Source organism: Enterococcus sp. DIV0840 (assembly GCF_050527835.1).
In the GTDB taxonomy this organism is placed as follows: domain Bacteria; phylum Bacillota; class Bacilli; order Lactobacillales; family Enterococcaceae; genus Enterococcus_L; species Enterococcus_L ureasiticus.
In genome coordinates, this window is sequence record NZ_CP172876.1 from 3,044,653 (window position 1) to 3,067,615 (window position 22,963).

Sequence of the window (22,963 nt, forward strand, 5' to 3'; positions counted from 1 at the left end):
TTATTGTAATTCACGTGTATTGTTTTCTTGTTTTTTATCATTTTCGTTATCATCTTTTTTCTTGTTTTCGAATTTTTCTTCATACTGTTCTTTTGACATGACATCATCTACGTTCATGTTAAATTCAATAACATCCAAACCAGTCATGTTTTTTACTTCATCGGCAACTTTTTTAGTTGCTGTATCAAATACTTGAGCAATATTTTTTCCATATTCCCCAATTACATCTAAATCGATCGCTACTTGTTTTGTTCCAACTTCTGCACTGATTCCTTTAGTTGGGTTGTTTCCATTCGTAAATTTGTCGGTCAAGTTTGTAATTGCATTTCCGCTCAATCCTAAAATACCAGGGATTTCTGATACGGCGATACCAGCAATTTTTTTCACGACTTGGTCGTCAAATGTTAATTTTGTTTTGATCCCATTTACGTTTGTTCCCTCAGTTGTGTTTCCATTTGCTTTGTTATCCATTTTCTTCTCAACCTTTCTGATTTTGATTCAATTTATTTTTACCTTTCAAAAAAAGCTTGTATAGAAGCTAAAATTGAAGAGATAGAGCGTTTTTCATCTTGCGTTTTGCCAATAAAATAGCCGATTCCTGTTAAAGCGACAAGCAAAACTGTTTTCCAAAATCCAATTGTCATCAAAAGGATGGCAATTAAAACGGCTAAAACGGTGAATATAATTTGATTGCGGTAAGGAGCTATTATCATTCGTTTTTTCACTATGCTTCCTCCTTTAAACCACACGTGACTCTTTTTTGGCACTTGGCAACAAGGACGATTCTACTTTTTTCTTTTTGAAAATAACGTTTATTTTATTCGTCTCAATCATTGCCATATTTTGTAAAGCTTGTGGGATCAATTCATGAATTTGTTTCCCTCTAGTTAAAAACTGCTGTTGTTTCTCATCGGCTATCGTGACTTCTACATCTGCTGTTTGTTTCTTGGTCAATCTCACTTTCACCTGTGCATCATTGACATTTACAATTCCATGTAGTGAAGACCTAGCAATTGATTCCAGTGTATTCAAAGGCAAGTTGACCTGTCCTGTATCTTTTTTTATGTGGATTTGCTTTTTGGTAATTGGTTTGAATAAAACCATCAAAAAAGTCAGCAACAAGACTGCTAATAAAACAAACAGAACAACTTGGTAAAAATAAAACAACCAATCATATTGAAATAGTAAATTATTGAAAAACGTCGTCACAACGCCTAAATCCACCATTTGAGAATATAAACCGGCGATCCCAAAAATACCAGCTAATAACAATAACGAAATAATTCCTTTGATCACTCGCATAGATTTTCTCCCTCCAACATTGTTTGTTCTTTTGTAAAAATTTTTTTCCTGTCTATACATTTTATGTTAAACGCATTATCCGACAATTACAAAAGATACGCATGCTCTTGGTTGGATTTTTCTATTATTACTCTGCATTTCATACGCTATAAATACTGGTATAAACGTATTCATCGATCCCATATAAATAATAATAAAAAAAGTGGATTTTTAAGATAAATATCTTAAAAATCCACTTACTTCTTCATTTTTTATCTGTTATTCAACATAAGCTAAACGATAAGATACCGTTCTTCCAAAAGGAAAAACTTGTAGTTCTTTTAATCGATCCGCTTTTAGATAACCGATTGCTCCTTGGTAAAGTGGCAAAACAGCCGCATCTTTTTCAATCAGCGTTTCTTCTAATTCTTTCAATTTATCCCAACGTTTTTCTGGATCATTGGCTAAAGTGATTCTGGCATCATTCAAGCCTTTATCATATTCAGGATTGTTGTAGCCCGCTGTATTCAAACCGCTCTTAGAATCATAGAATTCTAAGAAGTTGATTGGATCAGCATAATCTGGCGTCCATGTCCCAAAAACGAGGTCAAAGTTACTAGCGGTTTGTAAGTCCAAACGATTTTGTAATGGAACTGATTTTAACGTAATTTTTAACCCAGGTAAATTTTGCTGCAACTGTCCTTGAACATACTCGATCGTCTTTTTCGCAAGTGCAGAATCAGCTGAAAGTAATTCTAATTCGATTTCATCTTTGCCTAACTCTTTCTTAGCTGTTTCCCAGCTTTTTTGTGCTGCTTTTAAATTAAACGGAAGGAAATCGCCATTTTCTTTACGGAAGTCCTCTCCTGTTTCAGGATCTTTTGCAAAGTCTTTTGGTACAAAACCATTGATTGCTGTTGATCCATCCCCTAAAATATCTTTAGCAAATGTTTCTTTATCGATGGCTTGTAAAATCGCTTTACGAGCATTTACATTGCCCGTTACTTCTCGTTTATGGTTAGGACTTAAATAACCAACCATTGCTTTAGGTGTAAAATGTGCTTGAGGTGAATCTTTATATTGGAGCGCATAGGTATCTGCTAAAACAGTGTAATCCAAATCACCAGCATCAAACAGATTCGTTCCTGTCCCGATTTCTTTGACCACTTGAACATCGATCGTATCTAATTTGACATTTTTTTGATCCCAATAATCTTTGTTTTTCGTTAATTTCCAATTTTCTGTGTTACCATCCCAACCTGAGATCACAAATGGACCATTTCCAACAAAATTATCCGTTGAAGTGCCATATGCTTCGCCTTTTTCTTTAACGAATTTTTCGTTTTTAGGCATAAAGGGGGTTCCGACTAAGACTTGTGCTAAATAAGGAATTGGGTATTCCAGTGTCATTTCCAAGGTTCGATCATCAATTGCTTTTACACCAAGTTCGTCCAATTTAGCTTGTCCTTCACGGATTTTTCGACCATTTTTGAAAATATCCATTTGGTTGCTACTACTTGAGCCAAAACTTGGATCAACAACATTTCTAAATGAAGAAACAAAATCGCCCGCTATAACTGGATCACCATTGCTCCATTTTGTTTCTTTTAATTTGAATGTGTAAACTAATCCATCATCACTGACAGTCGGTTCACTCGCTGCAACGGCCAACTCAGGATCATGATTTTTATCCATTCGATAAAGACCTTCAACAACTTGGCCGATCATATCTGAACTGTAAACATCCGTATAATGAGCGCTATCCAATGTTGATAATTCTCCCCCAGAAGCAACTTTGATCACTTGTGTCTGAGCTGTTTTTCCATCATCCGTTTTTTCACCAGATGAACTTGTCCCTTTGCCCCCACTACAAGCTGTCAATAACAAACTCGCCGCCAATACAAAAACACCAAACTTTTTCTTCATTACCTAATTCCTCCTCTTTTTAAACGCTAGATACTCTATAATTCTTCAACGACATAACGAAAAACAGCCATTTCTTGCTCTAAATGATCATAAGCAAAATCAGGATGCCACTGCACTCCTAAAAATGCTAGACTTGAATCGTTACTTTCCACCCCTTCAATGATGCCATCTTCACTAAGTGCTGTAACCTTTAGCTTTTTTGCTAATTTTTTTACCGCTTGAAAATGAAATGAATTAACAGTCGTTTTTTCACCATAGATTTCACGTAAAATACATGTGTCCTCTGTGTGGATCTGATGTGTAGGAATTTCTCTAGATACTGGCACTTGCATATGGGCGATTTTCGTGCCATTCAAATGACTGATATCTTGATATAAACTACCACCCAAAGCTACATTAACCAGCTGTAACCCACGACAAACTGCAAAAATCGGTTTCTTTTGTGCAATGGCTTCTTCAATCAATGCTAACTCAAATCGATCTCTTTCTTCAGATAATGAAGCTTCTTCAACTTGAATTGATTCACCATATAAAGCTGGTGAAACATTCTGTCCGCCAGCTAAAATCAACTTATCGATCTGTGTGATATAATCCTTAGCCAAATCAGGAGACCCAATTGGCAAAACCATAGGTAAGCCGCCAGCATTTTGAACTGCTTTAACATAACCGCAAGGCGTGTAACTAATCAATAAATGATACAGCCGCGCTCCTGCATCTTCAATTTCATTTGCTGCAATTCCAATAATCGGCCGCCTCAATCAACACCACTCCTTTTTACTTTCCGACAATAATTGTACATAGTTTATCAGATATATATATGAAAGGATAGTATAAATAGAAACAGTGCGATAGTTTTTCCCTATCGCCATTTACTTACTTTTTAATAGGAAATAACTATTTATATTTTACCTCAACTTCACTTAATCGGTTACTTTTATGCTTAAAACACCTTATTTTCTGAATTTTCTAAACAAAGAGTTGTTGACAAGGAGAAAAACTGGTGGTAAAGTAATAAAAAACAAAGAACAGAAGAGTAGCTTTATTTTTTATTGAAGAGAGTCTTTGGCTGGTGGAAAAAGACTAAACGATAAAGCGAACCACATCTGGGAGTTAACTTTTTGAACCTAATTAGTAGGAAAGTTCGGGAATGCCCGTTATAGCATTAGAAGTCTATGACTTCATGAGGTTATCGTTGTGAAGCGATAATAAAAAAAGGTGGAACCACGAATTTTACGTCCTTTGGCTTAATTGCCAGAGGACTTTTTGTTTACTCATGAATTTCAGTAGTTACCTTAATACAAAATAACATTCATTTCCCACTCATTTTGATCAATAAAATCAAAACGTATAAACAGAACAAGTAATCACAGATCATTTCCTGACAGAGACTTTTTTATTCGCTGAGAAAAAAAGCTGGAGACCTTTGATGAACACATCTGTTTCAGTCATCTTCTGAATCAAGTAAGAAGCTGCGGCATTCTCCGTTATCAGAAAAGAATCTTTAGCTTAGTAAAGATTCCATGAGGTTAATACTGTGAGGTATTAACAAATTGAGGTGGAACCACGATTATTTCGTCCTCTTGGCAATATAGCCAAGGGGATTTTTTGTTTACTCTTAGAAAAAAAAAAATTAAAAATACTGGAGGAAAAATTATGAACTACGTTTTAGAAATCATGCCGGCTTTATTAGACGGCGCACTCATGACATTGAAAGTATTTATTTTTACACTGTTAGGCTCGATTCCACTCGGGATCTTAGTTGCTTTTGCCTTACAGACAAATTTTAAACCCTTGAATTTTTTAATCAATATTTATATTTGGCTGATGCGTGGAACGCCATTATTATTGCAGCTTATTTTTGTTTTTTACGGACTACCATTGATTGGGATCGTCTTTGAGCGATATGGTGCAGCTTTATTCGCTTTTATTTTAAATTATGCAGCTTATTTTGCAGAAATTTTCCGTGGTGGGATTCAATCGATTCCTGAAGGGCAATATGAAGCAGCTAAAGTTTTACGTTTAACACGATTTCAAACCGTTTCAAGGATTATTTTACCTCAGGTGATCAAAGTCGTATTACCTTCTATTGGTAATGAAGTGATTAATTTGGTTAAGGATACTTCTTTGATTTATGTACTTGGTTTAGGGGATTTATTACGAGCAGGGAAAATTGCGATGAGTCGGGATGTTAGTTTATTACCATTAGTTTTAGTTGGTGTTATTTATCTATTATTGACAGCTGTGCTGACTCTGGCTTCGAAAAAATTAGAAAAACACTATCAGTATTATAAATAAGCTGAACGTTGTTACCAGATATCATGTCTAGCTACGCGGGCTAGCTCTTCGGGAAAAAGATAAATTATGATTGAGGCAAAAAGCACCTCATTCATAATTTCCTATTTTCCTGTCAGAGTTGAACGAGCCTGTTACGCTTTGAATCATATCTAGCTACGCGGGCTAGCTCTTCGGGAAAAAGATAAATTATGATTGAGGCAAAAAGCACCTCATTCATAATTTCCTATTTTCCTGTCAGAGTTGAACGAGCCTGTTACGCTTTGAATCATATCTAGCTACGCGGGCTAGCTCTTCGGGAAAAAGATAAATTATGATTGAGGCAAAAAGCACCTCATTCATAATTTCCTATTTTCCTGTCAGAGCTGAACGAGCCCGCTACGCTTTTAAATTTAGGAGGAAAATCATGTTACGAATAAAAAATTTAACCAAAAGCTTCGATGGTCGCCGTATCATCGATCAATTGAATTTAGAAATCAAAGATGGAGAAATCTTAACAATCGTAGGACCTTCCGGCGGTGGGAAAACAACTTTGCTGCGTTGCTTAGCGGGTCTAGAAACGATCGATTCTGGCGAGCTAACGATGGATGGTGTACCTTTTAATCCTGTGGAAATGGACAATGCAGACCAAGTCGTAGGGATCGTTTTTCAAGATTTTCAATTATTCCCTCACCTTTCAGTTCTAGACAATATAACTTTAGCACCGATCCTTTCTTTAAAACAAACAAAAGAAGCTAGTGAATCTGAAGCAATGGATTTACTGACAAAATTCGGCCTTAGTGGAAAAGAGCGCTTGTACCCTTATCAATTATCCGGCGGTCAAAAACAACGAGTAGCTCTCGCCCGTGCTCTTTCTATGAAACCTAAGGTATTAGGTTATGACGAGCCAACCAGTGCGCTTGATCCTGAACTTCGTCAGCAAGTCGAAGAAGTAATTTTGACGCTAAAAGCGCAAGGCATGACTCAAATCGTCGTCACTCATGATATGAATTTTGCTGAAAATATTGCAGATAACTTACTAACAGTAACACCTGTTCAGTAGAAAGGACGCTTCATATGAAGAAAAAAAACTATCTAATCCTTACCATAACTGCTTTATTTGCTGTCTTATCAATAGCGAGTTGTGGCAGAAAAAAAACAGACACAGATCAATGGTCACGGATCAATTCTGAAAAACGGGTGATTGTCGGTCTAGATGATTCCTTTGTCCCCATGGGCTTTCAAAATAAATCTGGCAAGATCATCGGTTTTGATGTTGATTTAGCTCGAGCAGTATTTGATTTATACGGAATCACTGTGGACTTTCAACCAATTGATTGGTCGATGAAGGAAAATGAATTACAGAATCAGACGATCGACTTGATTTGGAATGGTTACTCTCAAAGTGCTGAACGTGAAGAAAAGGTTTTGTTTAGTGATGAATACATGAAAAACGAGCAAGTTGTAGTGTCTTTGAAAAAAAATAATATCAATAGCTTTACGGATATGAACGGAAAAATTCTAGGCGCTCAAAATGGTTCTTCTGGCTACAATAGCTTCGAAGAACAACCTGAAATTCTGAAAAATTTTGTTAAAGACCAGAACGCTATTTTGTATGATGGCTTTAATGAAGCCTTTATGGATTTAAAATCTGGACGCATTGATGGCTTATTGATTGATCGTGTTTATGCAAATTATTATCTTTCTCATGAAGATAACTTAGCAAATTATTCGATTGTCAGTGGTGATTTTGAAAGTGAAGCTTTTGCGGTGGGCTTACGAAAGTCTGATAAAAAACTGGCTGAAAAAATCAACAACGGTTTCGAAAAATTAAGAAAATCAGGAAAACTGGCCGAAATTTCTAAGGAATGGTTTGGAGAAGATGTGACCAAGTAAAATTATATTAGACTGTATAGCCAATGAAAAACCCCAAGGGAATTAAATTCTCTTGGGGTTTAACGTTTCCATGCTCATACTATTAAGCTAAATATTTACTAGCTACATCAACCAAACGTTTTGTTTGATCTTGAATCGCTGCTTTCACTTCATCAGCTTTCAACATATTTCCTTCTCCATCGATTGAAGCACTTGTTCCATAAGGATTACCGCCAGCTGCAAAAGTCGATGGATTTACGTAGCCTGCTGGGACTATGATCGCACCCCAGTGTTGCATTACTGTATAAATACCTTGGATTACTTGCTCTTGTCCACCATTTGGATTTTGTGCAGAAGAAAAAGCTGTTACAAACTTATTCGCTAATTTACCTTGTGCCCAAAGTCCACCTTGCAAATCAAAAAATTGTTTTAATTGGCTAGCCATTACGCCAAAACGTGAAGGTGAAGAGAAGATGTATGCATCTGCCCATAATAAATCATCACTTGTCACTTCTGGGATTTCTTTACTTGCATCAACATTCTTACGCCAAGCTGGATTTGAATCGATTGCCACATCGGGAGTTAACTCATGGACTTTTCTCAAACGAACTTCTGCACCATTTGCTTCAGCTGCTTCTTTGGCCCATTTCACCATTTGTGTACCTGTTCCTGTTGAACTATAATAAGCAATTAATAATTTTGTTGTCATGATTTTTTCCTCCAATAACTGTTGTTTTCTTATCTACATTTATATACTAACAAAAAGTAAGTGAACTTGCAAGAGATTTTGCTTACTAAAAATAAGTTAATTTCAAAATACAACTCTTACCGGCGTTTGCTGAACAAAAAAGAGGCTGAGACATAACTCTACGAGTCACATCTCAGCCTCAAGGAATTTAAATAAACGGTGGGAGCAGAAGCAATTCCTTCGGAAATAAGCTGAAATTCACAAAAATTTTTAAAAGCAATTTTCGTAAATTCCTTCTTATTTCTCAAAGTTAAACACTTCTGTCCCAACCTCTTTTTTTATTGATAACTCTTTTCTTTTCCATCCCAAACTGACATACCTTCTGAAACAGAAACGACATTGTATCCATAATTTTCAAGAAAAGAGCACGCATGCTCTGAACGCACACCATGCTGACAAATAACATAATGGGGCTGTTCACGATTTATCTCTGTCATCGTTTCAGGTAATGTGGACAAAGGATAATTTTTTGCATTGACGATATGACCTGCAGCAAACTCCTCCACATCCCGAACATCAATGATCGAAACTGGTTCATTGACTGTTAATTCGATTAATTCTTTTAATTCTTTGATCGACACTCTTTTCATATTATTACTATTCCTCCTGCGGCTTTTTCAAACATAAGCCTACTCTTATCACGCAATTCTGTACTCAGAAAATTCGCCTCATTAGCAGTATACCACTGTTGATTTTTACTACAACATTTTACGCCCTTTTTTTGAAAATTTATTAAAAAAAGGTTTACTTCAAAGTTCATTTGAAGTAAACCTTACATTTATTCTTGTATGCCATTAGCTGCAATTAATTTTTTATACCAATAAAAAGACTTTTTCCTTGATCGCTCAAGTGTCCCATTCCCTTCGTCATCCATATCAACATAAATAAATCCATACCTTTTTTTCATTTCACCAGTTCCAGCGGAAACTAAATCAATACATCCCCATGGCGTATAACCAATCAAATCAACACCGTCTAACTCAATAGCATCTTTCATTGCAGCCACATGCTTACTGAAATAATCAATACGGTAATCATCTTGGATCGTACCGTCTGCTTCGATTTTATCCACCGCACCAAAGCCATTTTCTACGACAAATAATGGTACGTTGTAACGATCATATAATTTACACAAAGAAATACGTAAACCTAAAGGATCTACAGCCCAGCCCCAATCTGATTCTTGCAAATACGGGTTTTTGACCGCCGGCATTTGATTTCCACCTACATATTTCACTTCATCTGGATTAGCCGCAGAAACGGTCGACATATAATAACTAAAGCCGATATAATCAACAGTTCCTTCTTTAATAATCTCATCATCGCCCGCTTCTTTTTTGATCACGACATTTTCTCGCTCAAATTCTTTTATTTTGTGGGCTGGATAATACCCTTTGACTTGGACATCAATATAAAATTCTTGCTCACGATTAAATTTGATTGCTTCCATTACATCTTCTGGATTACAACTCATCGGATAGCTTGGAATATAAGCCACCATCATTCCTATATTGAAATCAGGATTGATCTCATGGCCTAATTTAACCGCCTTAGCACTAGCAACAAATAAATGATGCGCTGCTTGATATTTCGCTTGTGGATCATTTTTATGAATACCGATTTGTGTCCAGCTACGTAAAAAATTGATTTCATTAAACGTCATCCAGTATTTGACTTTATCTTTGTAACGCTTAAATAATGTTTCACAGAAAAATAAGAAGTAATCAATCACTTTTCTACTTGACCAACCGTCTAATTCATCTGCTAAATACATTGGAATATCAAAGTGATTAATCGTAACAATTGGTTCTATTCCATAACTTAATAATTCATCAAAAACGCTATCGTAAAAAGCCAAGCCTTCTTCATTGATTTCCGTTGTTCCATTTGGACAAATTCTAGACCAGGCAATTGAAAGTCTAAAACATTTGAAGCCCATTTCTGCAAATAAAGCAATATCTTCCTTATAATGATTGTAAAAATCTGTTGCCACATGGCTTGGATAATACTTGTCAGGATCAACATAGCCAACCGCCCCTTCAGGTAAAGCTCCTCCTCTGGTAGAAGTTTCAACTTTACCTTCTTTGGTTTTATACGTGATCATTCTTGGTGTTGTGTGACTGCCTCCTGTAATAACGTCTAAAGTACTTAGTTCTTTGCCGCCTGAAAGATATCCTCCTTCATATTGATTAGCTGCTGTTGCGCCACCCCATAAAAAATTTTTTGGAAATACTGATTTGCTCATAAGTCATTTCTCCTTACTATTTTTTTAAACGAACTGATTACTAGCACTCTATCTCTTTATTTTCCACTTAAAATGATAAAAACCATAATATAGTAAATACAACAAATGGCTTGTCGTCTTTACTATATTATGGTTATGCCTGAAAATCAGTTACATTCCGTTATCTATAATTATAGCACAGAAGAAAACGCTATCAATATTTCTAAATATCAAGACTATTATTTAAAAACCAAACAATGTAATTTTCAACATTGCTCGGTTTCCTATCAAGTAAATGTCGGGAAAACAATTTAGTCATCCCGAACGTTTATTTCTATGTGCTTTCCATGTATAAAGTAACAGATAAATGAATAACAACATTAATCCGATTGAGGTTAGTTTTTCAATGACACTGCCTGCTTTTGGAAGTTTTTTTAGTTCTATGTGATTTTGTTTTGGTTGCGCTAATTTTGTTTCCGAATCAGATTCTGGTTTGTTTGGCGACTGTGGAATCGTTTCATTTCTACCGATTTGCCCGTGAATCTCTACATCAGTAGCAGCATAAGTAAAATCTTGAAACAAACTGATACCACTCACCAAAAGAATGATCGTAATGATGTGACAACTAAATTGCTTCATTGTTTATCACAGCCTTTATTTAATTATGGTGTTACACCAAGTGTTGTGCCATCTTTTTGGATCGATGTAAATTTCAATGTTAATGTGTAGTTTTCTGTTGCTGCATTTTCATTGACATCAGTTGGTAAACTAGCAGTTGTCGTACCAGTATAATTGAATTTTGCAGAATTTGCATAAGCAGAAGCAGCGTCTGTAGCGATATTCAAACGTCCATCTTTATTTGCTAAACGCATCCAAACAGGTGCACTTGTCAAATCAGCTAAAGCATTGTTTTCAACCAATTTAGTCGCAGCAGGTGTTGCCACTAAACCATTCCCTTTTGCATTGATTGTTAAAGTATCAACATACTTGGGTGTTCCCTCAATTTTATTCAATGTCACAGCAACACCGCGCCCTGAATTATTCACGATGCTATAATCAGCAGACTCAATATTTTTGTGGGCACTTGCTGTCGTTGTATGGAACGCTGTCGCGGTATCAACAGTCACGTTGATCCATTCATCAGACCCTTCTGGGATATTCGTATCTGGATCTGTATTATCTAGTTTACCGATTGTTCCGTTGATAATAACATCTGCTGAATTTTCTCCATCGATGGTTTCAGCTGAAGCTAATTGTGTTAGTCCGGATATGCTTAGACCTAGCATCATTGTAGCGAGTAAAAAGTTTGTTTTTTTCATATTGTTTCTCCTTCTATGTGTAAGATGATTTATTTTTAACAGAAAATCTGCTAAATAACGATATTAGTTGTTGATACGAATTGTAATTCCAGCTTGAACTTGTCCACGTTTTTTGTTTGTTTTTGAATCATAAATATCAAATGTGGCTGTCGCTGGATGATCTCCTTGAGCAAGTTTTTTCTCTAGTTTTGCTCCATTTATTTCATATCCCGGCTGAATTGCACCAGAGGAATAAACCTGTTCATTGTTGCTGTCTAAACGAATCACCACATTGATGGGATAACCGTTTTCGACTGGATTTTGAATATAGAGACTGCCTTCACTGTCGCCATTTTCAAATACGGCTTCTGATTTAATGACCATATTGAACTTACTTGCATCCACAGCTTTTTGCTCAGCTGCTTTCACTTCTTTGTCACTCATTTTTTTAGCGCTTTTGGCATCTGGTAAATAATCGCCTGAAACAACTTGCACAGATTCCGTTTTAGTTGAAAAATAATAATATAAGCCGCCTGCTGATATAGCCAACAAGAATAGCAATAATAAAATCAGCAGTCGTTTCTTTTTCTTCTTCTCTTCGTTTGTTTGATTATTTTTATTCATAGAATTCCTCTCATTCTTCATTTTTTTCAACTTTGAATGTCACTTTGTAGGTTGGAAAAACTGCTTGCTTTGTTGGATTAAAGTACTTGCCTTTAAGGCTCAAGCTTTTTTCTTCATTCACGTTTAAAATACCGATCGATAAAGGATTCTTTGACAATTCACTCGTTAAAAATAGTGGTGCTTCCTGTTTATTGTCTACTAGCATTTGCAACGCTAGTTCATCCTGTCCTGAATTTCCTGAAAGACTATCTAACAATTGTAGTTGATTTGCGGCTGTGTTTTCCTTTGTTAAATTTGTTATCGATAGTTTTGTCGGAGTATTCCCTTTATTTTCGACTTGGTATTCACTAGAAGACACTTCACCTTCTTTTGAGGTACCTAGGTCCTTGTTTTGGGTCTGAAAAGCCATTTCAATAGGAACTTCTACCTTGATGATTTCTGTTACTGTTTGAAATTCGGTTAAAGGATTCATTGCTAAAACAACTTCTTCTCCAGATGCTCCCGTAACTCTCACACGCACGTAATACGTAACATCTCCATCAAGACCTTTTAATTTCGTTGAAAATTTTTGATTTTTATCACCTGAAAGAGTTGCTAGTTGTGATTTTGTTGCATCAACCGGAAAGTCTTTATTCTTGCTGTATTCCACTTTGACTTGCTGATAATTACCACCATAATAAGCCGTTTGATCAGGAATTGCTGCTGCTTCTCCATTTGTAAAATCTGTCCATTTACCTGTATCACTTGCTAACTCACCGTTGATGATTGCCGAAGTTGTTGTGACATTTGATGTGATATTTTTTAGCTGAGGTTTTGTAGTAAAGCTAGTTGCACCGGAAAACTCACTCTCTCCTGCTTGATTGACGACAACCATTTGCGCCCAATAAGTTGTATTGGGGTTTAACTCATTTACCTTTACTTTGTATGTCGAATCAAGTGCAGTATTTTCTTGATCGTCAAAATTGTTCAGTGTCACAATATGCTTGGCTTTTCTTAAATCGCTAGTATCATCTTCATTGGTAAACAGGAAAAATTTCACTTCTGATGCTGGACTTCCGTTGTTGACTGATGAACCATTTAAAAGGACGGATGTATCTGTTTCATCAGCCGCAATTAATCCTAAGTGGTTCGGAACTTCCATAAATTCACTAAACACTATTTTCTGCGAATTTTTTAAAGCTGAAATTTCTTGTATTGAAAAAGGATTTGGTGTCCCAACAATATTAGTAAAATTTGTTCCTTGAACGCTTAAATCGGACGCTTCTTTAAATATTTCTTGTGTCGGCGTACTGTTTGTTTTGCTTGAAAATGTTTCGATTTTTTGTAAATAATTGCTTGTAAAAGACAAGTTCTTTGCACCATTGGCACCATTTAACCCAATTGTCCCACTATCTGTACCAGAAAATGAGGCTCGCTTTGCTTTGTTCATACTGATTGAGAATGAGCTGGAAGCAGCTGTCGTGAAGATTGCGCCACTCGCAACATCGATTGAAACATCAGCGTTTTCAGCAATCGTCAGTCCACCTTTAGCTGTGTAAAGATTGATCGGTAAAGGTAGTTTGAAATCGACTTGAGTATTTTCTTGAAAATCAAATAGTACTGGTTGCGTTTGAGAAGAAGCAAAAAATTGATTTCTTGCACCACCTGTAGCAAGACTTACTTTATCCAAGTTGAAAACAGCATTTCTTTCAACGATATAGCTTGGTGCTAAAGTACCATATGTCATATTGCTGTTGGTTTGGATATCAAGTTGCGCATTTTCTCTAACTACGATTTGGGATTTTCCTGAATAAGGATTGGCTGAAGAGGTGCTAGTTGACCAAATAAACGCACTGGTTTGATTGGAAGAATGTTTGATTGACGTATGACCACTTTGAACTTCTACGTAATTGATTTCTGCCCATTCTTGGGAATATGTACTCGTACCTCTTTGATCGATTATGTTTTGCCCTCGCATAATGACCGATCCGTTTATGTTATAAATCATTTGACCATTTGTAGAATAGTAATCGACGCCATCAAAGATAAACGTCATGTTGGCAGCTGACCCGCCAGATAAAAAACCATAGTATCCTACTGCACCAGATCCATCGCTGTTACCAAACTGTGTATTACGAATCTCGATTACAGCATTTGCCTGATTAGCATAAAAACCTCTCGTAGCCGAGGCGCCTTTATCATATGTAATAATGTGATTTGCACCATCGATGATCATGCTATCTTTAAGTTGATAACCACTAGTTCCAAGGTCAATGTTATTGGTTAAACGAAATTTCAGCTTTTGACTATCCTTTAAGTATTCTGTCAAAGTAGCAGCAGAATCGACTAACCAGAAACCATCCGCATCTTGTGAGGCATCCGCTCTTAACATTCTTTCACTATTTATTTCAGAATTATTTTGATTTTCTGAATTATTTATATCATTACTACTCGTTATTTTTTCACTAGTTATTGGTTCTTCTTCCTTCGTCGATTCTTGAATAGACGAAGAATCGCTAACAGTTGTTTCTACGGATTTCGAAGTTTCATTTTCCTCGGTTGGCTCAGATGTTAATACAGGTTGATCAATAGATTGTTCCATTTCTATAGCATAGGACCAATCAGTCGGAAAAATTATTAAAATGATAAAGCTAATGAAAATCAAATGAATATTTTTTTTCATGACAGTCCTCCCCTACTATTTTATATAATTTATAACAATAATATATCTTCTATCTATTATTGTATTGCACTTCACGAGGAATATCAATTTAATAACGTTAGTTTTTTTAAATTTATATGATTATTTTATTGTTAATAGAGAATTATTTTAAACTTTATATATTTTTATCGCTATTCAAGCCTTTTGTTCACAAATATTAAGTTTTTTCTAAGCTCTCAAAATTCTTTTTGCTCTTTAGGGATTTTATGGTTCAAATTTACTTTTTATGTTGATGAAACTAAAATAAAAAAGACAAACGGTATAAAAACAAGGTACAGTTTTATCCGTTCATCTTTTTATGAGTTTCATTTACTTATACGTAAGTACCTCTACGTAAGTTCCTATTTCTTTTTTGATTTTCTGTTGGTCAACAATTAAAAAAGTATCAAACATTTTTTGTAAAAAGAAACGATCATGTGAAACAACTAGCATCGTTCCTTTAAAGTCTTCTAATATTTCTTCTATCTCTTCTCTCGTTTCAATATCTAAATGATTCGTTGGTTCATCCAGCACTAAAAAATTAACCTCATTGTGCATCAGCTTAGCTAATTCCAAACGAATTTTTTCACCGCCGCTTAAAAATCGAACTTGCTTCATCACGTCATCACTATAAAAAGAGTACTTGGCTAATGCGCGACGGCTTTCCTGTTCAGCTAGAGAACAGGCTTCACTGAAGGATTGTAACAATGTTTGTTTTGGATTCTTATATCGAATAACTTGAGGCAAATAGCCAACTTGAAGATTCGTACCTTGCTTGATTTCACCGCTGTCAAATCCCTCCAATCCTAGGGCAAGTTTTAGCAAGGTACTTTTTCCTACACCATTTTCGCCGATGATCGCCGAATGTTCTTTCCAAAATAGTGAAAATTCGACTTTATCAAACAATATTCGGTCAGTATAACTTTTGCTGACCTCTTTAAATTGGAGAACTTCTTTACCAGAGCGATTCGTTTCTTTGAATTTCTGGCTTATTTTTTCTGTTTCATCTTTAGGTTTAGGAATTCTCTGAATCTTTTCTAATCGTTTTTCAAGCTGCTTAGCTTTTTTGAAAAATTTTTCATTATCTCCTTCGTGTCCCCACTGTCGAAAGCGACGAATTGCTAGTTTTAATTTCTGAATTTCTTTTTGCTGCTCTGCAAAATCTTTTCTAAGCTTTTCAAGTTGCTCTTCCTTTTGCCGTTTATAAGCAGAATAATTTCCTTTGTATTCCTGTAGATGCCCCTCTTCTAGTTCTACAATTTTTTCTACCGTATGATCTAAAAACAACCGATCATGAGAAACAATCAGATATGCTGTTTTCTCATGGGTCAAATAGCCTTCAAGCCAAGTAATTCTTTGAGTGTCCAGATGATTGGTTGGTTCATCTAGTAATACAAGATCATTTTCCTGTAATAGAATTCTCGCCAATGCGACGATCGTCTGTTCACCGCCGCTTAATTCTGACAATTTTTTTGGTAATAAATAATTGATCATTAGACCATTGGCAATCATCTCAAGTTTATTTTCCATCTCGTAACCACCAGCTTGTTGAAATTCTTCTTGCTTTTGACCGTAACGAGCTAATATTTTATCTAAATCACATTCTGGATTCGTCATTTGCTCTTCCAGTTGCGTTAATTGATAGTGGATCGAATTCAGTAATGTGAACGTTTCTAATAAGTAATCTTTGACCTTCTGTTCGCAAACGTCTGGCATTTGAGCTAAATAGCCAATACGCGCATTTTTCTTGCAACTAACCGTTCCTGAATCAACAGTCTCGATTCCTGTGATGATTTTTAAAATGGTCGATTTTCCTGAGCCATTTGTCCCGATTAATCCTATTTTTTCACCTTTGTTTATTTGTAAATTTAATTCTTCAAAAAGTGGTTCCGTTCCATAATTTTTGGTAAATCTTTGTAATTGTACTAACATCTTTTCCTCTTTCTGCCATTCAGACAGATCAACAAAAATAAACTTTATCGTCTTTATACTTTTTTTAGCGTACGCAAAAAAGCTGAACAATGTTCTCCGTTCAACCTCCATTATTTACTATTAGCTAGCGATTCCCTATATTTCTTCTGGTAAAGATGAGTGAAATGAGATCGCTATCCCCTGTTATTTTATGACTGATTCGTTTTAAGTAAATAAGTCTGAATGGTCTGTTTTATTTAATTTTTTATCCCTTTTTAGACACACTTGTCCCTTGAGATAAAAAATTGGAAATAATAACATGACAAAAAGCTAGGTACGCTATTATATAAGAAAAACCTGTTGTTATTTTTGGCATGTTGACCATTGTACTTATTCACCACCTTCGTCATTTCTTAGGTCTATTGTAGCATGATGTTTTTATTTGTGCAAAATGAGTTTATTTGTTCCCTTGTTGATAGCATTTTAATCGTTCTTCTAGGGTTCCTGTGTGCAGTTCGAATAGATGATTATCAAAATCATAAAAATAAAGTGAGTTTGCTTCACCTTCTACTCGAGGACGTCCATTTTTTATTTCTAATCCTAATGTATTGATTTTCTTTAAGTAATTGTCATACTCGCTTTCTTCTATCTTAAAAGCAATATGATTATATGTCTTGGTTGGTAAAGAGTCGCCTAGCATGATGGCTATCCACAGGTTATCGATCAGAAAAAATTTTTCTTGCGCTACTGAAAATGTATCTGCTCCACTTGAATAAACCTCTTTTGCGGCAAATATTGTTTCGAAAAAGAGGGTGGCCTTTTCTAAATCTTGAACGATAAATGTCATATGACTGATCATTTTTTTCTCACATCCTACGATATAATGAAACAGAGATACTGATTTTATTCAGCACCTCTGTTTCTAATTTCTTTAATTCGCTACAATATTCACCAATTTATCTGGAACAACAATAACTTTACGTATCGTTTTTCCATCAATGAAGGATTGGATTTCTTCTGCTGCTAGAGCCTTTTCCTCCAGCTCTTCTTTACTTAAACCTCGAGCGATATTCAATTTTGCACGAACTTTTCCGTTAACTTGGAAAACGACTTCGACTTCATCTTCGATCAATGCAGATTCATCATATGTCGGCCAAGGAGCATTGGTTAAACTTTCTTCATTTCCAAGGATCGCCCATAGCTCTTCACCAACGTGTGGTGCAATTGGTGCTAGTAATTGAACGAATCCTTCAATGTATTCATACGGTAAAACATCGACTTTATTCGCTTCATTCACAAAGACCATCAATTGAGAAATTGCCGTATTGAAGTGCAGATTTTCCATATCTTCTGTCACTTTTTTCACTGTTTGATGATAAACTTTCGTTAAACGTCCATCGTTTATTGTCGTGATACGGTCACGCATCTTATCATTTTCATCTACGATCAAGCGCCATACACGATCCAAGAATTTACGACTGCCTTCAAGTCCATTTTCACTCCACGCAATCGATGCATCAAGAGGTCCCATGAACATTTCATACATTCTTAATGTGTCCGCACCATATTTTTCCAAAACATCATCTGGATTTACAACGTTTTTCAATGATTTACTCATTTTAGCTGGTGCTTCTTCCAGCTCTTCGCCCGTTTCACTATTCACCCAAACGCCGTCACGTTTCTCGACCATATTGGTAGGAACCAGTACTCCACGGCTGTCACGGAAACTTTGACCAAGAATCATTCCTTGATTATAGAGTTTTTGATACGGTTCTTTTGTTGGTACCACACCGATATCATACAAGAATTTATGCCAGAAACGTGCATATAATAAATGAAGTACTGCATGTTCTGCTCCGCCAATGTAAATATCGACAGGTAACCAGCGCTCTAATTTTTCATAATTGGCAATTTCATTTTTGTTATGAGGATCGATATAGCGTAAATGGTACCATGAGCTTCCGGCCCACTGTGGCATTGTATTTGTTTCACGTTTGCCTTTCTTGCCAGTTTCAGGATCGACTACATTGATCCACTCAGTAATATTGGCAAGCGGTGATTCGCCTGTTCCACTTGGTTTGATATCATCCGTTTTCGGTAATTTCAATGGTAGTTCTGATTCTGGAACCGTCGTTGTTGTACCATCTTCCCAGTGGATCACAGGGATTGGTTCACCCCAGTAACGTTGACGAGAAAATAGCCAATCACGCAAGCGATAGGTGACTTCTTTTTTACCACAGCCATTTTCTTCTAGCCATTGGTACATTTTTTCATTAGCTTCATCTTTAGTTAGACCATCTAAGAAACCAGAATTGATATGAAGACCATCTCCAGTGTATGCTTCTTTCGTGATATCTCCGCCTTCAATAACTTGAATCATTTCGATGTCAAACTTATCAGCAAACGCGTAGTCTCTTTCATCGTGAGCTGGAACAGCCATGACAGCGCCTGTCCCATAGCTTCCTAGAACGTAATCTGCAATCCAGATTGGGATTTCTTTGCCGTTCACCGGATTGATCGCATATGCCCCTGTAAAAGCCCCTGTTTTTGTTTTAGATAAATCTGTACGATCTAAATCAGATTTTTTGCTTACTTCTTCTTGATAAGCTATTACTGCTGCTTTTTGCTCTGGTGTTGTAATCTCATCAACTATTTTTAACTCCGGCGCAACGACTAAATAACTAGCACCAAATAAAGTATCTGCACGTGTTGTGAAAACGGTGATCGTATCATTACTTCCCTTGACTTTGAAATCAACATTCGCCCCTTCAGAACGTCCGATCCAGTTACGTTGCATATCCTTGATACTTTCAGGCCAATCGACTAAATCTAAATCATCCAGTAAACGGTCTGCATAAGCAGTGATTTTAAGCATCCATTGACGCATTGGTTTTCTAACAACATCATAACCGCCGCGCTCACTTTTCCCATCGATGACTTCTTCATTTGAGATCACAGTTCCAAGTTCCGGTACCCAGTTTACGGCTACTTCTGCTTCATAAGCCAAACCATGTTCATATAGTTTTGTGAAAATCCATTGCGTCCATTTATAATATTCTGGATCTGTCGTATTGATTTCACGATTCCAATCATAACTGAAACCTAATGAATTGATTTGACGTTTAAATGTTTCAATATTTTTTTTCGTAAACTCTGCTGGGTCATTACCAGTATCTAAAGCATATTGTTCGGCTGGTAATCCAAATGCATCCCATCCCATTGGATGTAAAACGCTATAACCCTGACTTCTTTTCATTCGAGACAGGATATCTGTCGCTGTATAGCCTTCTGGATGTCCAACATGAAGACCTTGCCCTGATGGATAGGGAAACATGTCTAAGGCATAAAATTTTTCTTTATTTGGATCGTCATGAGTAGTAAAGCTGTTATGCTTAGCCCAATATTTTTGCCATTTTTTCTCGATTTTTTTGTGATCGTAACTCACGTTTTTTCCTCCTATTTATGTAGCTTTTTATTGTTAGTGATTGTTTACTTTTTTAGGTTTGTTTTCTGTACCTTGTTAAAGTTTTTACTTGGTTTGTTTCACTAGTAAGGTAACTTCCTCCCTTTGCACGCCTTGTATTGTTCATCATCTGCTCTGGCTAGCCAGTCGCAGTGATTCACAACAAAAAGTCCTACAGGAAAAATTTCCTATAGGACGTGTGATTGACAACGTGGTACCACCTAAATTTACTTGTATAAATACAAGCCTCAACGCTGTAACGGCCGTCGCCGATTTTACTTACTAAAGTTCAGATGATCGCCGAATTATTACTCGTCACTCATCTACATCGAAAAAAGCTCAAAGAGCATTTCTTCACTCATTCAGTAAAATAACTCAAAGGCGAGTTCGAAAGCTTCTGTGCGTATTTTCACCAACCATACGCTCTCTAAAACATGGTTCTTTCTACTATTCCTTTTCACTGTTTATATATCTATCATGTGCTATCATACTACCAAAGATCTCAGCTAAATTCAATTGTTTTATTTAACTTTCAATGTTTGACCAATATAAATTATATCGTTAGATAGGCCGTTCAATTGTTTGATTCTTTGGACGCTTGTTCCATATTTTTGAGAAAGTCCCCATAAGGTATCTCCGCTTTTTACAGTATGTGAACCTGCTGTTTGACTACCACCTTGATTCCCAGATGAACTAGTTGATCCCCCTTGGCCTTTTTTCACAACTAAACGTTGACCTGGGTAAATAATATCTCCGCTTAAATTGTTCCATTGGCGTAGATTAGCAATACTTATGCCATTTGCATTGGCAATTGCCCATAACGAGCCGCCTGATTTTACCGTGTAGTAGCAATTGGCTGTACCAGTATTATTAGAGCCGCCTGCGTTTCCAGTTGAGCCGCTATTGCCTCCACTTGTGTTGCCTCCGCCAGCATTGCCAGAACCTTTTTTCACAATCAGTTTTTGACCTGGGTAAATGATATCTCCACTTAAATTATTCCATTGACGTAGGTTAGCGATACTTATGCCATTTGCATTAGCGATTGCCCATAACGAATCACCCGATTTTACTGTGTAGTATGTGTTTGAGGTTCCTGCATTGCCTGAACCGCCAGCATTACCAGTTGAGCCACCAGTGTTTCCTCCTGTGCTACCGCCACCAGTATTTCCTGAACCTTTTTTCACGATCAATTTTTGACCTGGGTAAATGATATCTCCACTTAAATTATTCCATTGACGTAGGTTAGCGATACTTATGCCATTTGCATTAGCGATTGCCCATAACGAATCACCTGATTTTACTGTGTAGTATGTGTTTGAAGTTCCAGTATTTCCTGAACCACCGTTGTTGCCAGTTGAGCCACCAGTATTTCCACCGGTATTGCCGCCACTCGTGTTCCCAGAACCTTTTTTCACGATCAGTTTTTGACCTACGTAAATTACATCACTAGAAAGTTTATTCCAGCTTTTGATATTAGCGATTGATGTGCCATATTTAGCAGACAATGCCCATAAACTATCTCCGGCTTTTACAGTATGTGTCACATCTTGACTACTTGTTCCACCGCCAGTATTTCCACCTGTATTACCGCCTGTGTTGCCACTACCAGTATCGCCACCAGTATTTCCACCGCCTGATGAAGGAGTGTCATATTGAGTTAGATTGTATGTTGTAATAATATTATTAAGTTTTGTATTATAGCTAGGATCTGTTGCATAACGTCCTGTCAGCCAAGCCGTTGCATCTCTGTATGAACTCGTATTGCTCTTCCATGCGCCTGAATAATAATAAACGCCAGCTTGAAATGATGTATTTCTCAAAACATATGCATTGTCACTGAATGATTCTGAGTAAGAAGGGTATTTTCTAAAAGCTGCGTCTACCTGAACCCACTGCCCATTGATCACTTCCCAAGTTTTCATTGTAACAGATTGTCCTTGGTAACTTCCCTTGATCCCAAATAGATTGTGGTTTGGTGCTGCAGATAATGTACTTCTCCCCCAGTCACTTTCAAGAATCGCTTGAGCCATCATTACAGAAGCATATAAATCATTTGCTGCTGCAACTGAACGGGCATGTCCAGATATTTCAGCAATGAAAGCACTTGGACTGATATTTCTAAGTTGAGGAGCAGCTGCTGCTCGCATCATAAGCTCTGGTGTCTTCGGCTCTTCCTTTTCAGCTGTTGAAGAATCTGTTGTTGCAGTTGATTCTTCTGTTGATTCAGTTGTCTCAGTACTTTGTGTTGTTTCTGATGTATTTAATTCTGATGATTCTTGTGTTTCAGACGTTTCTTCACTTGAAGATGTCTCAGGTGCTGCAGTCTGAGTATCTTGTGTCATCGAATCGTTAGAGTCAGTTGTCGTTGTTTGCGTTTGAACGGCTTCTGTATGTGTATTTGTATCTGAGTAACTTACTTGTTCACTTGGTATCTTATCTTCTGATGCTTCAGCAATTTTTGGCGCGGCAATCGGTGCAGCAATTGAGGAAACAACAATTGCAGAGCTAAGCACAGTGGTTCCTTTTTTAAATTGATCGTAAGCAAGCTTGTTCTGTTCGGCTTTCCTCCGCTCTTTTCTTGATGTTTTGTACTTCTCCATAATATATCCTCCGAATTTTCTAAAGAAAGTATTCCTTAATTTATAGTATACCCTTTTTTCAA

General features: G+C 36.5%; 19 protein-coding genes and 3 other annotated features. Of the genes, 3 read left to right on the forward strand and 16 right to left on the reverse strand.

Annotated features, from left to right (window positions below):
- The 5 genes from IGL98_RS14545 to IGL98_RS14565 all read right to left on the reverse strand — a co-directional run bounded on the left by IGL98_RS14545 (position 1) and on the right by IGL98_RS14565 (position 3,965).
- Positions 1 to 471: an Asp23/Gls24 family envelope stress response protein gene (locus tag IGL98_RS14545; protein WP_206841667.1), complete on the reverse strand. Its 471-nt coding sequence runs from the start codon at positions 469 to 471 to the stop codon at positions 1 to 3.
- Positions 472 to 509: 38 nt separating this feature from the next.
- A complete protein-coding gene (locus IGL98_RS14550) occupies positions 510 to 725 on the reverse strand; it encodes a DUF2273 domain-containing protein (protein WP_206841666.1) in 216 nt (71 codons plus the stop codon).
- Positions 726 to 738: 13 nt separating this feature from the next.
- Positions 739 to 1,302 carry an alkaline shock response membrane anchor protein AmaP gene (gene amaP / locus IGL98_RS14555; protein ID WP_206841665.1) on the reverse strand — a complete coding sequence of 188 codons (564 nt, stop codon included), beginning with the start codon at positions 1,300 to 1,302 and terminating at the stop codon, positions 739 to 741.
- Positions 1,303 to 1,560: 258 nt separating this feature from the next.
- Positions 1,561 to 3,207 carry a peptide ABC transporter substrate-binding protein gene (locus tag IGL98_RS14560; RefSeq protein ID WP_206841664.1) on the reverse strand — a complete coding sequence of 549 codons (1,647 nt, stop codon included), beginning with the start codon at positions 3,205 to 3,207 and terminating at the stop codon, positions 1,561 to 1,563.
- Positions 3,208 to 3,242: 35 nt separating this feature from the next.
- On the reverse strand, positions 3,243 to 3,965 hold the full coding sequence (locus tag IGL98_RS14565; RefSeq protein ID WP_206911922.1) for a gamma-glutamyl-gamma-aminobutyrate hydrolase family protein: 723 nt from the start codon (positions 3,963 to 3,965) through the stop codon (positions 3,243 to 3,245).
- 254 nt (positions 3,966 to 4,219) lie between these two features.
- Positions 4,220 to 4,450 (forward strand) — a binding site (T-box leader).
- A gap of 95 nt (positions 4,451 to 4,545) precedes the next feature.
- Positions 4,546 to 4,790 (forward strand) — a binding site (T-box leader).
- Positions 4,791 to 4,860: 70 nt separating this feature from the next.
- Here IGL98_RS14565 and IGL98_RS14570 point away from each other — a divergent pair.
- The 3 genes from IGL98_RS14570 (at position 4,861) to IGL98_RS14580 (ending at position 7,374) form a co-directional block, all read left to right on the forward strand.
- Positions 4,861 to 5,502, forward strand: a complete 642-nt coding sequence (locus IGL98_RS14570) for an amino acid ABC transporter permease (RefSeq protein ID WP_206841660.1) — start codon at positions 4,861 to 4,863, stop codon at positions 5,500 to 5,502.
- A 403-nt stretch (positions 5,503 to 5,905) separates the two neighbouring features.
- Positions 5,906 to 6,541 (forward strand): amino acid ABC transporter ATP-binding protein, encoded by a 636-nt coding sequence (locus IGL98_RS14575; RefSeq protein WP_206841658.1) that lies wholly within the window; start codon positions 5,906 to 5,908, stop codon positions 6,539 to 6,541.
- Positions 6,542 to 6,555: 14 nt separating this feature from the next.
- Complete coding sequence (locus IGL98_RS14580; protein ID WP_206841655.1) at positions 6,556 to 7,374, forward strand: amino acid ABC transporter substrate-binding protein; 819 nt, start codon at positions 6,556 to 6,558, stop codon at positions 7,372 to 7,374.
- A gap of 82 nt (positions 7,375 to 7,456) precedes the next feature.
- Here the strand turns inward: IGL98_RS14580 and wrbA are convergent, their stop codons facing one another.
- The 11 genes from wrbA to IGL98_RS14635 form a co-directional block, all read right to left on the reverse strand.
- Complete coding sequence (gene wrbA, locus IGL98_RS14585; RefSeq protein ID WP_206912867.1) at positions 7,457 to 8,062, reverse strand: NAD(P)H:quinone oxidoreductase type IV; 606 nt, start codon at positions 8,060 to 8,062, stop codon at positions 7,457 to 7,459.
- 317 nt (positions 8,063 to 8,379) lie between these two features.
- Complete coding sequence (locus IGL98_RS14590; protein ID WP_206841649.1) at positions 8,380 to 8,691, reverse strand: rhodanese-like domain-containing protein; 312 nt, start codon at positions 8,689 to 8,691, stop codon at positions 8,380 to 8,382.
- A 188-nt stretch (positions 8,692 to 8,879) separates the two neighbouring features.
- Positions 8,880 to 10,346: a glycoside hydrolase family 1 protein gene (locus IGL98_RS14595; RefSeq protein WP_206841648.1), complete on the reverse strand. Its 1,467-nt coding sequence runs from the start codon at positions 10,344 to 10,346 to the stop codon at positions 8,880 to 8,882.
- A 294-nt stretch (positions 10,347 to 10,640) separates the two neighbouring features.
- Positions 10,641 to 10,964 (reverse strand): hypothetical protein, encoded by a 324-nt coding sequence (locus IGL98_RS14600; protein ID WP_206841646.1) that lies wholly within the window; start codon positions 10,962 to 10,964, stop codon positions 10,641 to 10,643.
- Between the two features lie 23 nt (positions 10,965 to 10,987).
- Positions 10,988 to 11,644 carry a hypothetical protein gene (locus tag IGL98_RS14605; RefSeq protein WP_206912869.1) on the reverse strand — a complete coding sequence of 219 codons (657 nt, stop codon included), beginning with the start codon at positions 11,642 to 11,644 and terminating at the stop codon, positions 10,988 to 10,990.
- A gap of 63 nt (positions 11,645 to 11,707) precedes the next feature.
- A complete protein-coding gene (locus tag IGL98_RS14610; protein ID WP_206912871.1) occupies positions 11,708 to 12,247 on the reverse strand; it encodes a hypothetical protein in 540 nt (179 codons plus the stop codon).
- A gap of 10 nt (positions 12,248 to 12,257) precedes the next feature.
- Complete coding sequence (locus tag IGL98_RS14615; protein ID WP_206912875.1) at positions 12,258 to 14,909, reverse strand: fibronectin type III domain-containing protein; 2,652 nt, start codon at positions 14,907 to 14,909, stop codon at positions 12,258 to 12,260.
- A gap of 348 nt (positions 14,910 to 15,257) precedes the next feature.
- Entirely contained in the window at positions 15,258 to 16,859 is a 1,602-nt protein-coding gene (gene abc-f / locus IGL98_RS14620; protein WP_206912883.1) for a ribosomal protection-like ABC-F family protein, read from the reverse strand.
- 436 nt (positions 16,860 to 17,295) lie between these two features.
- The gene (fosX, locus tag IGL98_RS14625) at positions 17,296 to 17,697 is read right to left on the reverse strand and encodes a FosX/FosE/FosI family fosfomycin resistance hydrolase (RefSeq protein WP_206841636.1); all 402 of its coding nucleotides are present in this window, start codon (positions 17,695 to 17,697) and stop codon (positions 17,296 to 17,298) included.
- 72 nt (positions 17,698 to 17,769) lie between these two features.
- Entirely contained in the window at positions 17,770 to 20,283 is a 2,514-nt protein-coding gene (gene leuS, locus IGL98_RS14630; RefSeq protein WP_206841634.1) for a leucine--tRNA ligase, read from the reverse strand.
- Positions 20,284 to 20,489: 206 nt separating this feature from the next.
- Positions 20,490 to 20,771: a binding site (T-box leader), on the reverse strand.
- Positions 20,772 to 20,822: 51 nt separating this feature from the next.
- Complete coding sequence (locus IGL98_RS14635) at positions 20,823 to 22,901, reverse strand: muramidase family protein (RefSeq protein ID WP_206912892.1); 2,079 nt, start codon at positions 22,899 to 22,901, stop codon at positions 20,823 to 20,825.
- Between the last annotated feature and the right edge of the window lie 62 nt (positions 22,902 to 22,963).

What these genes read in the sequence shown, in the direction of transcription:
- IGL98_RS14545 (WP_206841667.1), bottom strand. Translation starts at nt 471, where the DNA reads ATGGATAACAAAGCAAATGGAAACACAACTGAGGGAACAAACGTAAAT.
- amaP (WP_206841665.1), bottom strand. Translation starts at nt 1,302, where the DNA reads ATGCGAGTGATCAAAGGAATTATTTCGTTATTGTTATTAGCTGGTATT.
- IGL98_RS14560 (WP_206841664.1), bottom strand. Translation starts at nt 3,207, where the DNA reads ATGAAGAAAAAGTTTGGTGTTTTTGTATTGGCGGCGAGTTTGTTATTG.
- IGL98_RS14570 (WP_206841660.1), top strand. Translation starts at nt 4,861, where the DNA reads ATGAACTACGTTTTAGAAATCATGCCGGCTTTATTAGACGGCGCACTC.
- IGL98_RS14575 (WP_206841658.1), top strand. Translation starts at nt 5,906, where the DNA reads ATGTTACGAATAAAAAATTTAACCAAAAGCTTCGATGGTCGCCGTATC.
- IGL98_RS14580 (WP_206841655.1), top strand. Translation starts at nt 6,556, where the DNA reads ATGAAGAAAAAAAACTATCTAATCCTTACCATAACTGCTTTATTTGCT.
- wrbA (WP_206912867.1), bottom strand. Translation starts at nt 8,062, where the DNA reads ATGACAACAAAATTATTAATTGCTTATTATAGTTCAACAGGAACAGGT.
- IGL98_RS14590 (WP_206841649.1), bottom strand. Translation starts at nt 8,691, where the DNA reads ATGAAAAGAGTGTCGATCAAAGAATTAAAAGAATTAATCGAATTAACA.
- IGL98_RS14595 (WP_206841648.1), bottom strand. Translation starts at nt 10,346, where the DNA reads ATGAGCAAATCAGTATTTCCAAAAAATTTTTTATGGGGTGGCGCAACA.
- IGL98_RS14600 (WP_206841646.1), bottom strand. Translation starts at nt 10,964, where the DNA reads ATGAAGCAATTTAGTTGTCACATCATTACGATCATTCTTTTGGTGAGT.
- IGL98_RS14605 (WP_206912869.1), bottom strand. Translation starts at nt 11,644, where the DNA reads ATGAAAAAAACAAACTTTTTACTCGCTACAATGATGCTAGGTCTAAGC.
- IGL98_RS14610 (WP_206912871.1), bottom strand. Translation starts at nt 12,247, where the DNA reads ATGAATAAAAATAATCAAACAAACGAAGAGAAGAAGAAAAAGAAACGA.
- IGL98_RS14615 (WP_206912875.1), bottom strand. Translation starts at nt 14,909, where the DNA reads ATGAAAAAAAATATTCATTTGATTTTCATTAGCTTTATCATTTTAATA.
- abc-f (WP_206912883.1), bottom strand. Translation starts at nt 16,859, where the DNA reads ATGTTAGTACAATTACAAAGATTTACCAAAAATTATGGAACGGAACCA.
- fosX (WP_206841636.1), bottom strand. Translation starts at nt 17,697, where the DNA reads ATGATCAGTCATATGACATTTATCGTTCAAGATTTAGAAAAGGCCACC.
- IGL98_RS14635 (WP_206912892.1), bottom strand. Translation starts at nt 22,901, where the DNA reads ATGGAGAAGTACAAAACATCAAGAAAAGAGCGGAGGAAAGCCGAACAG.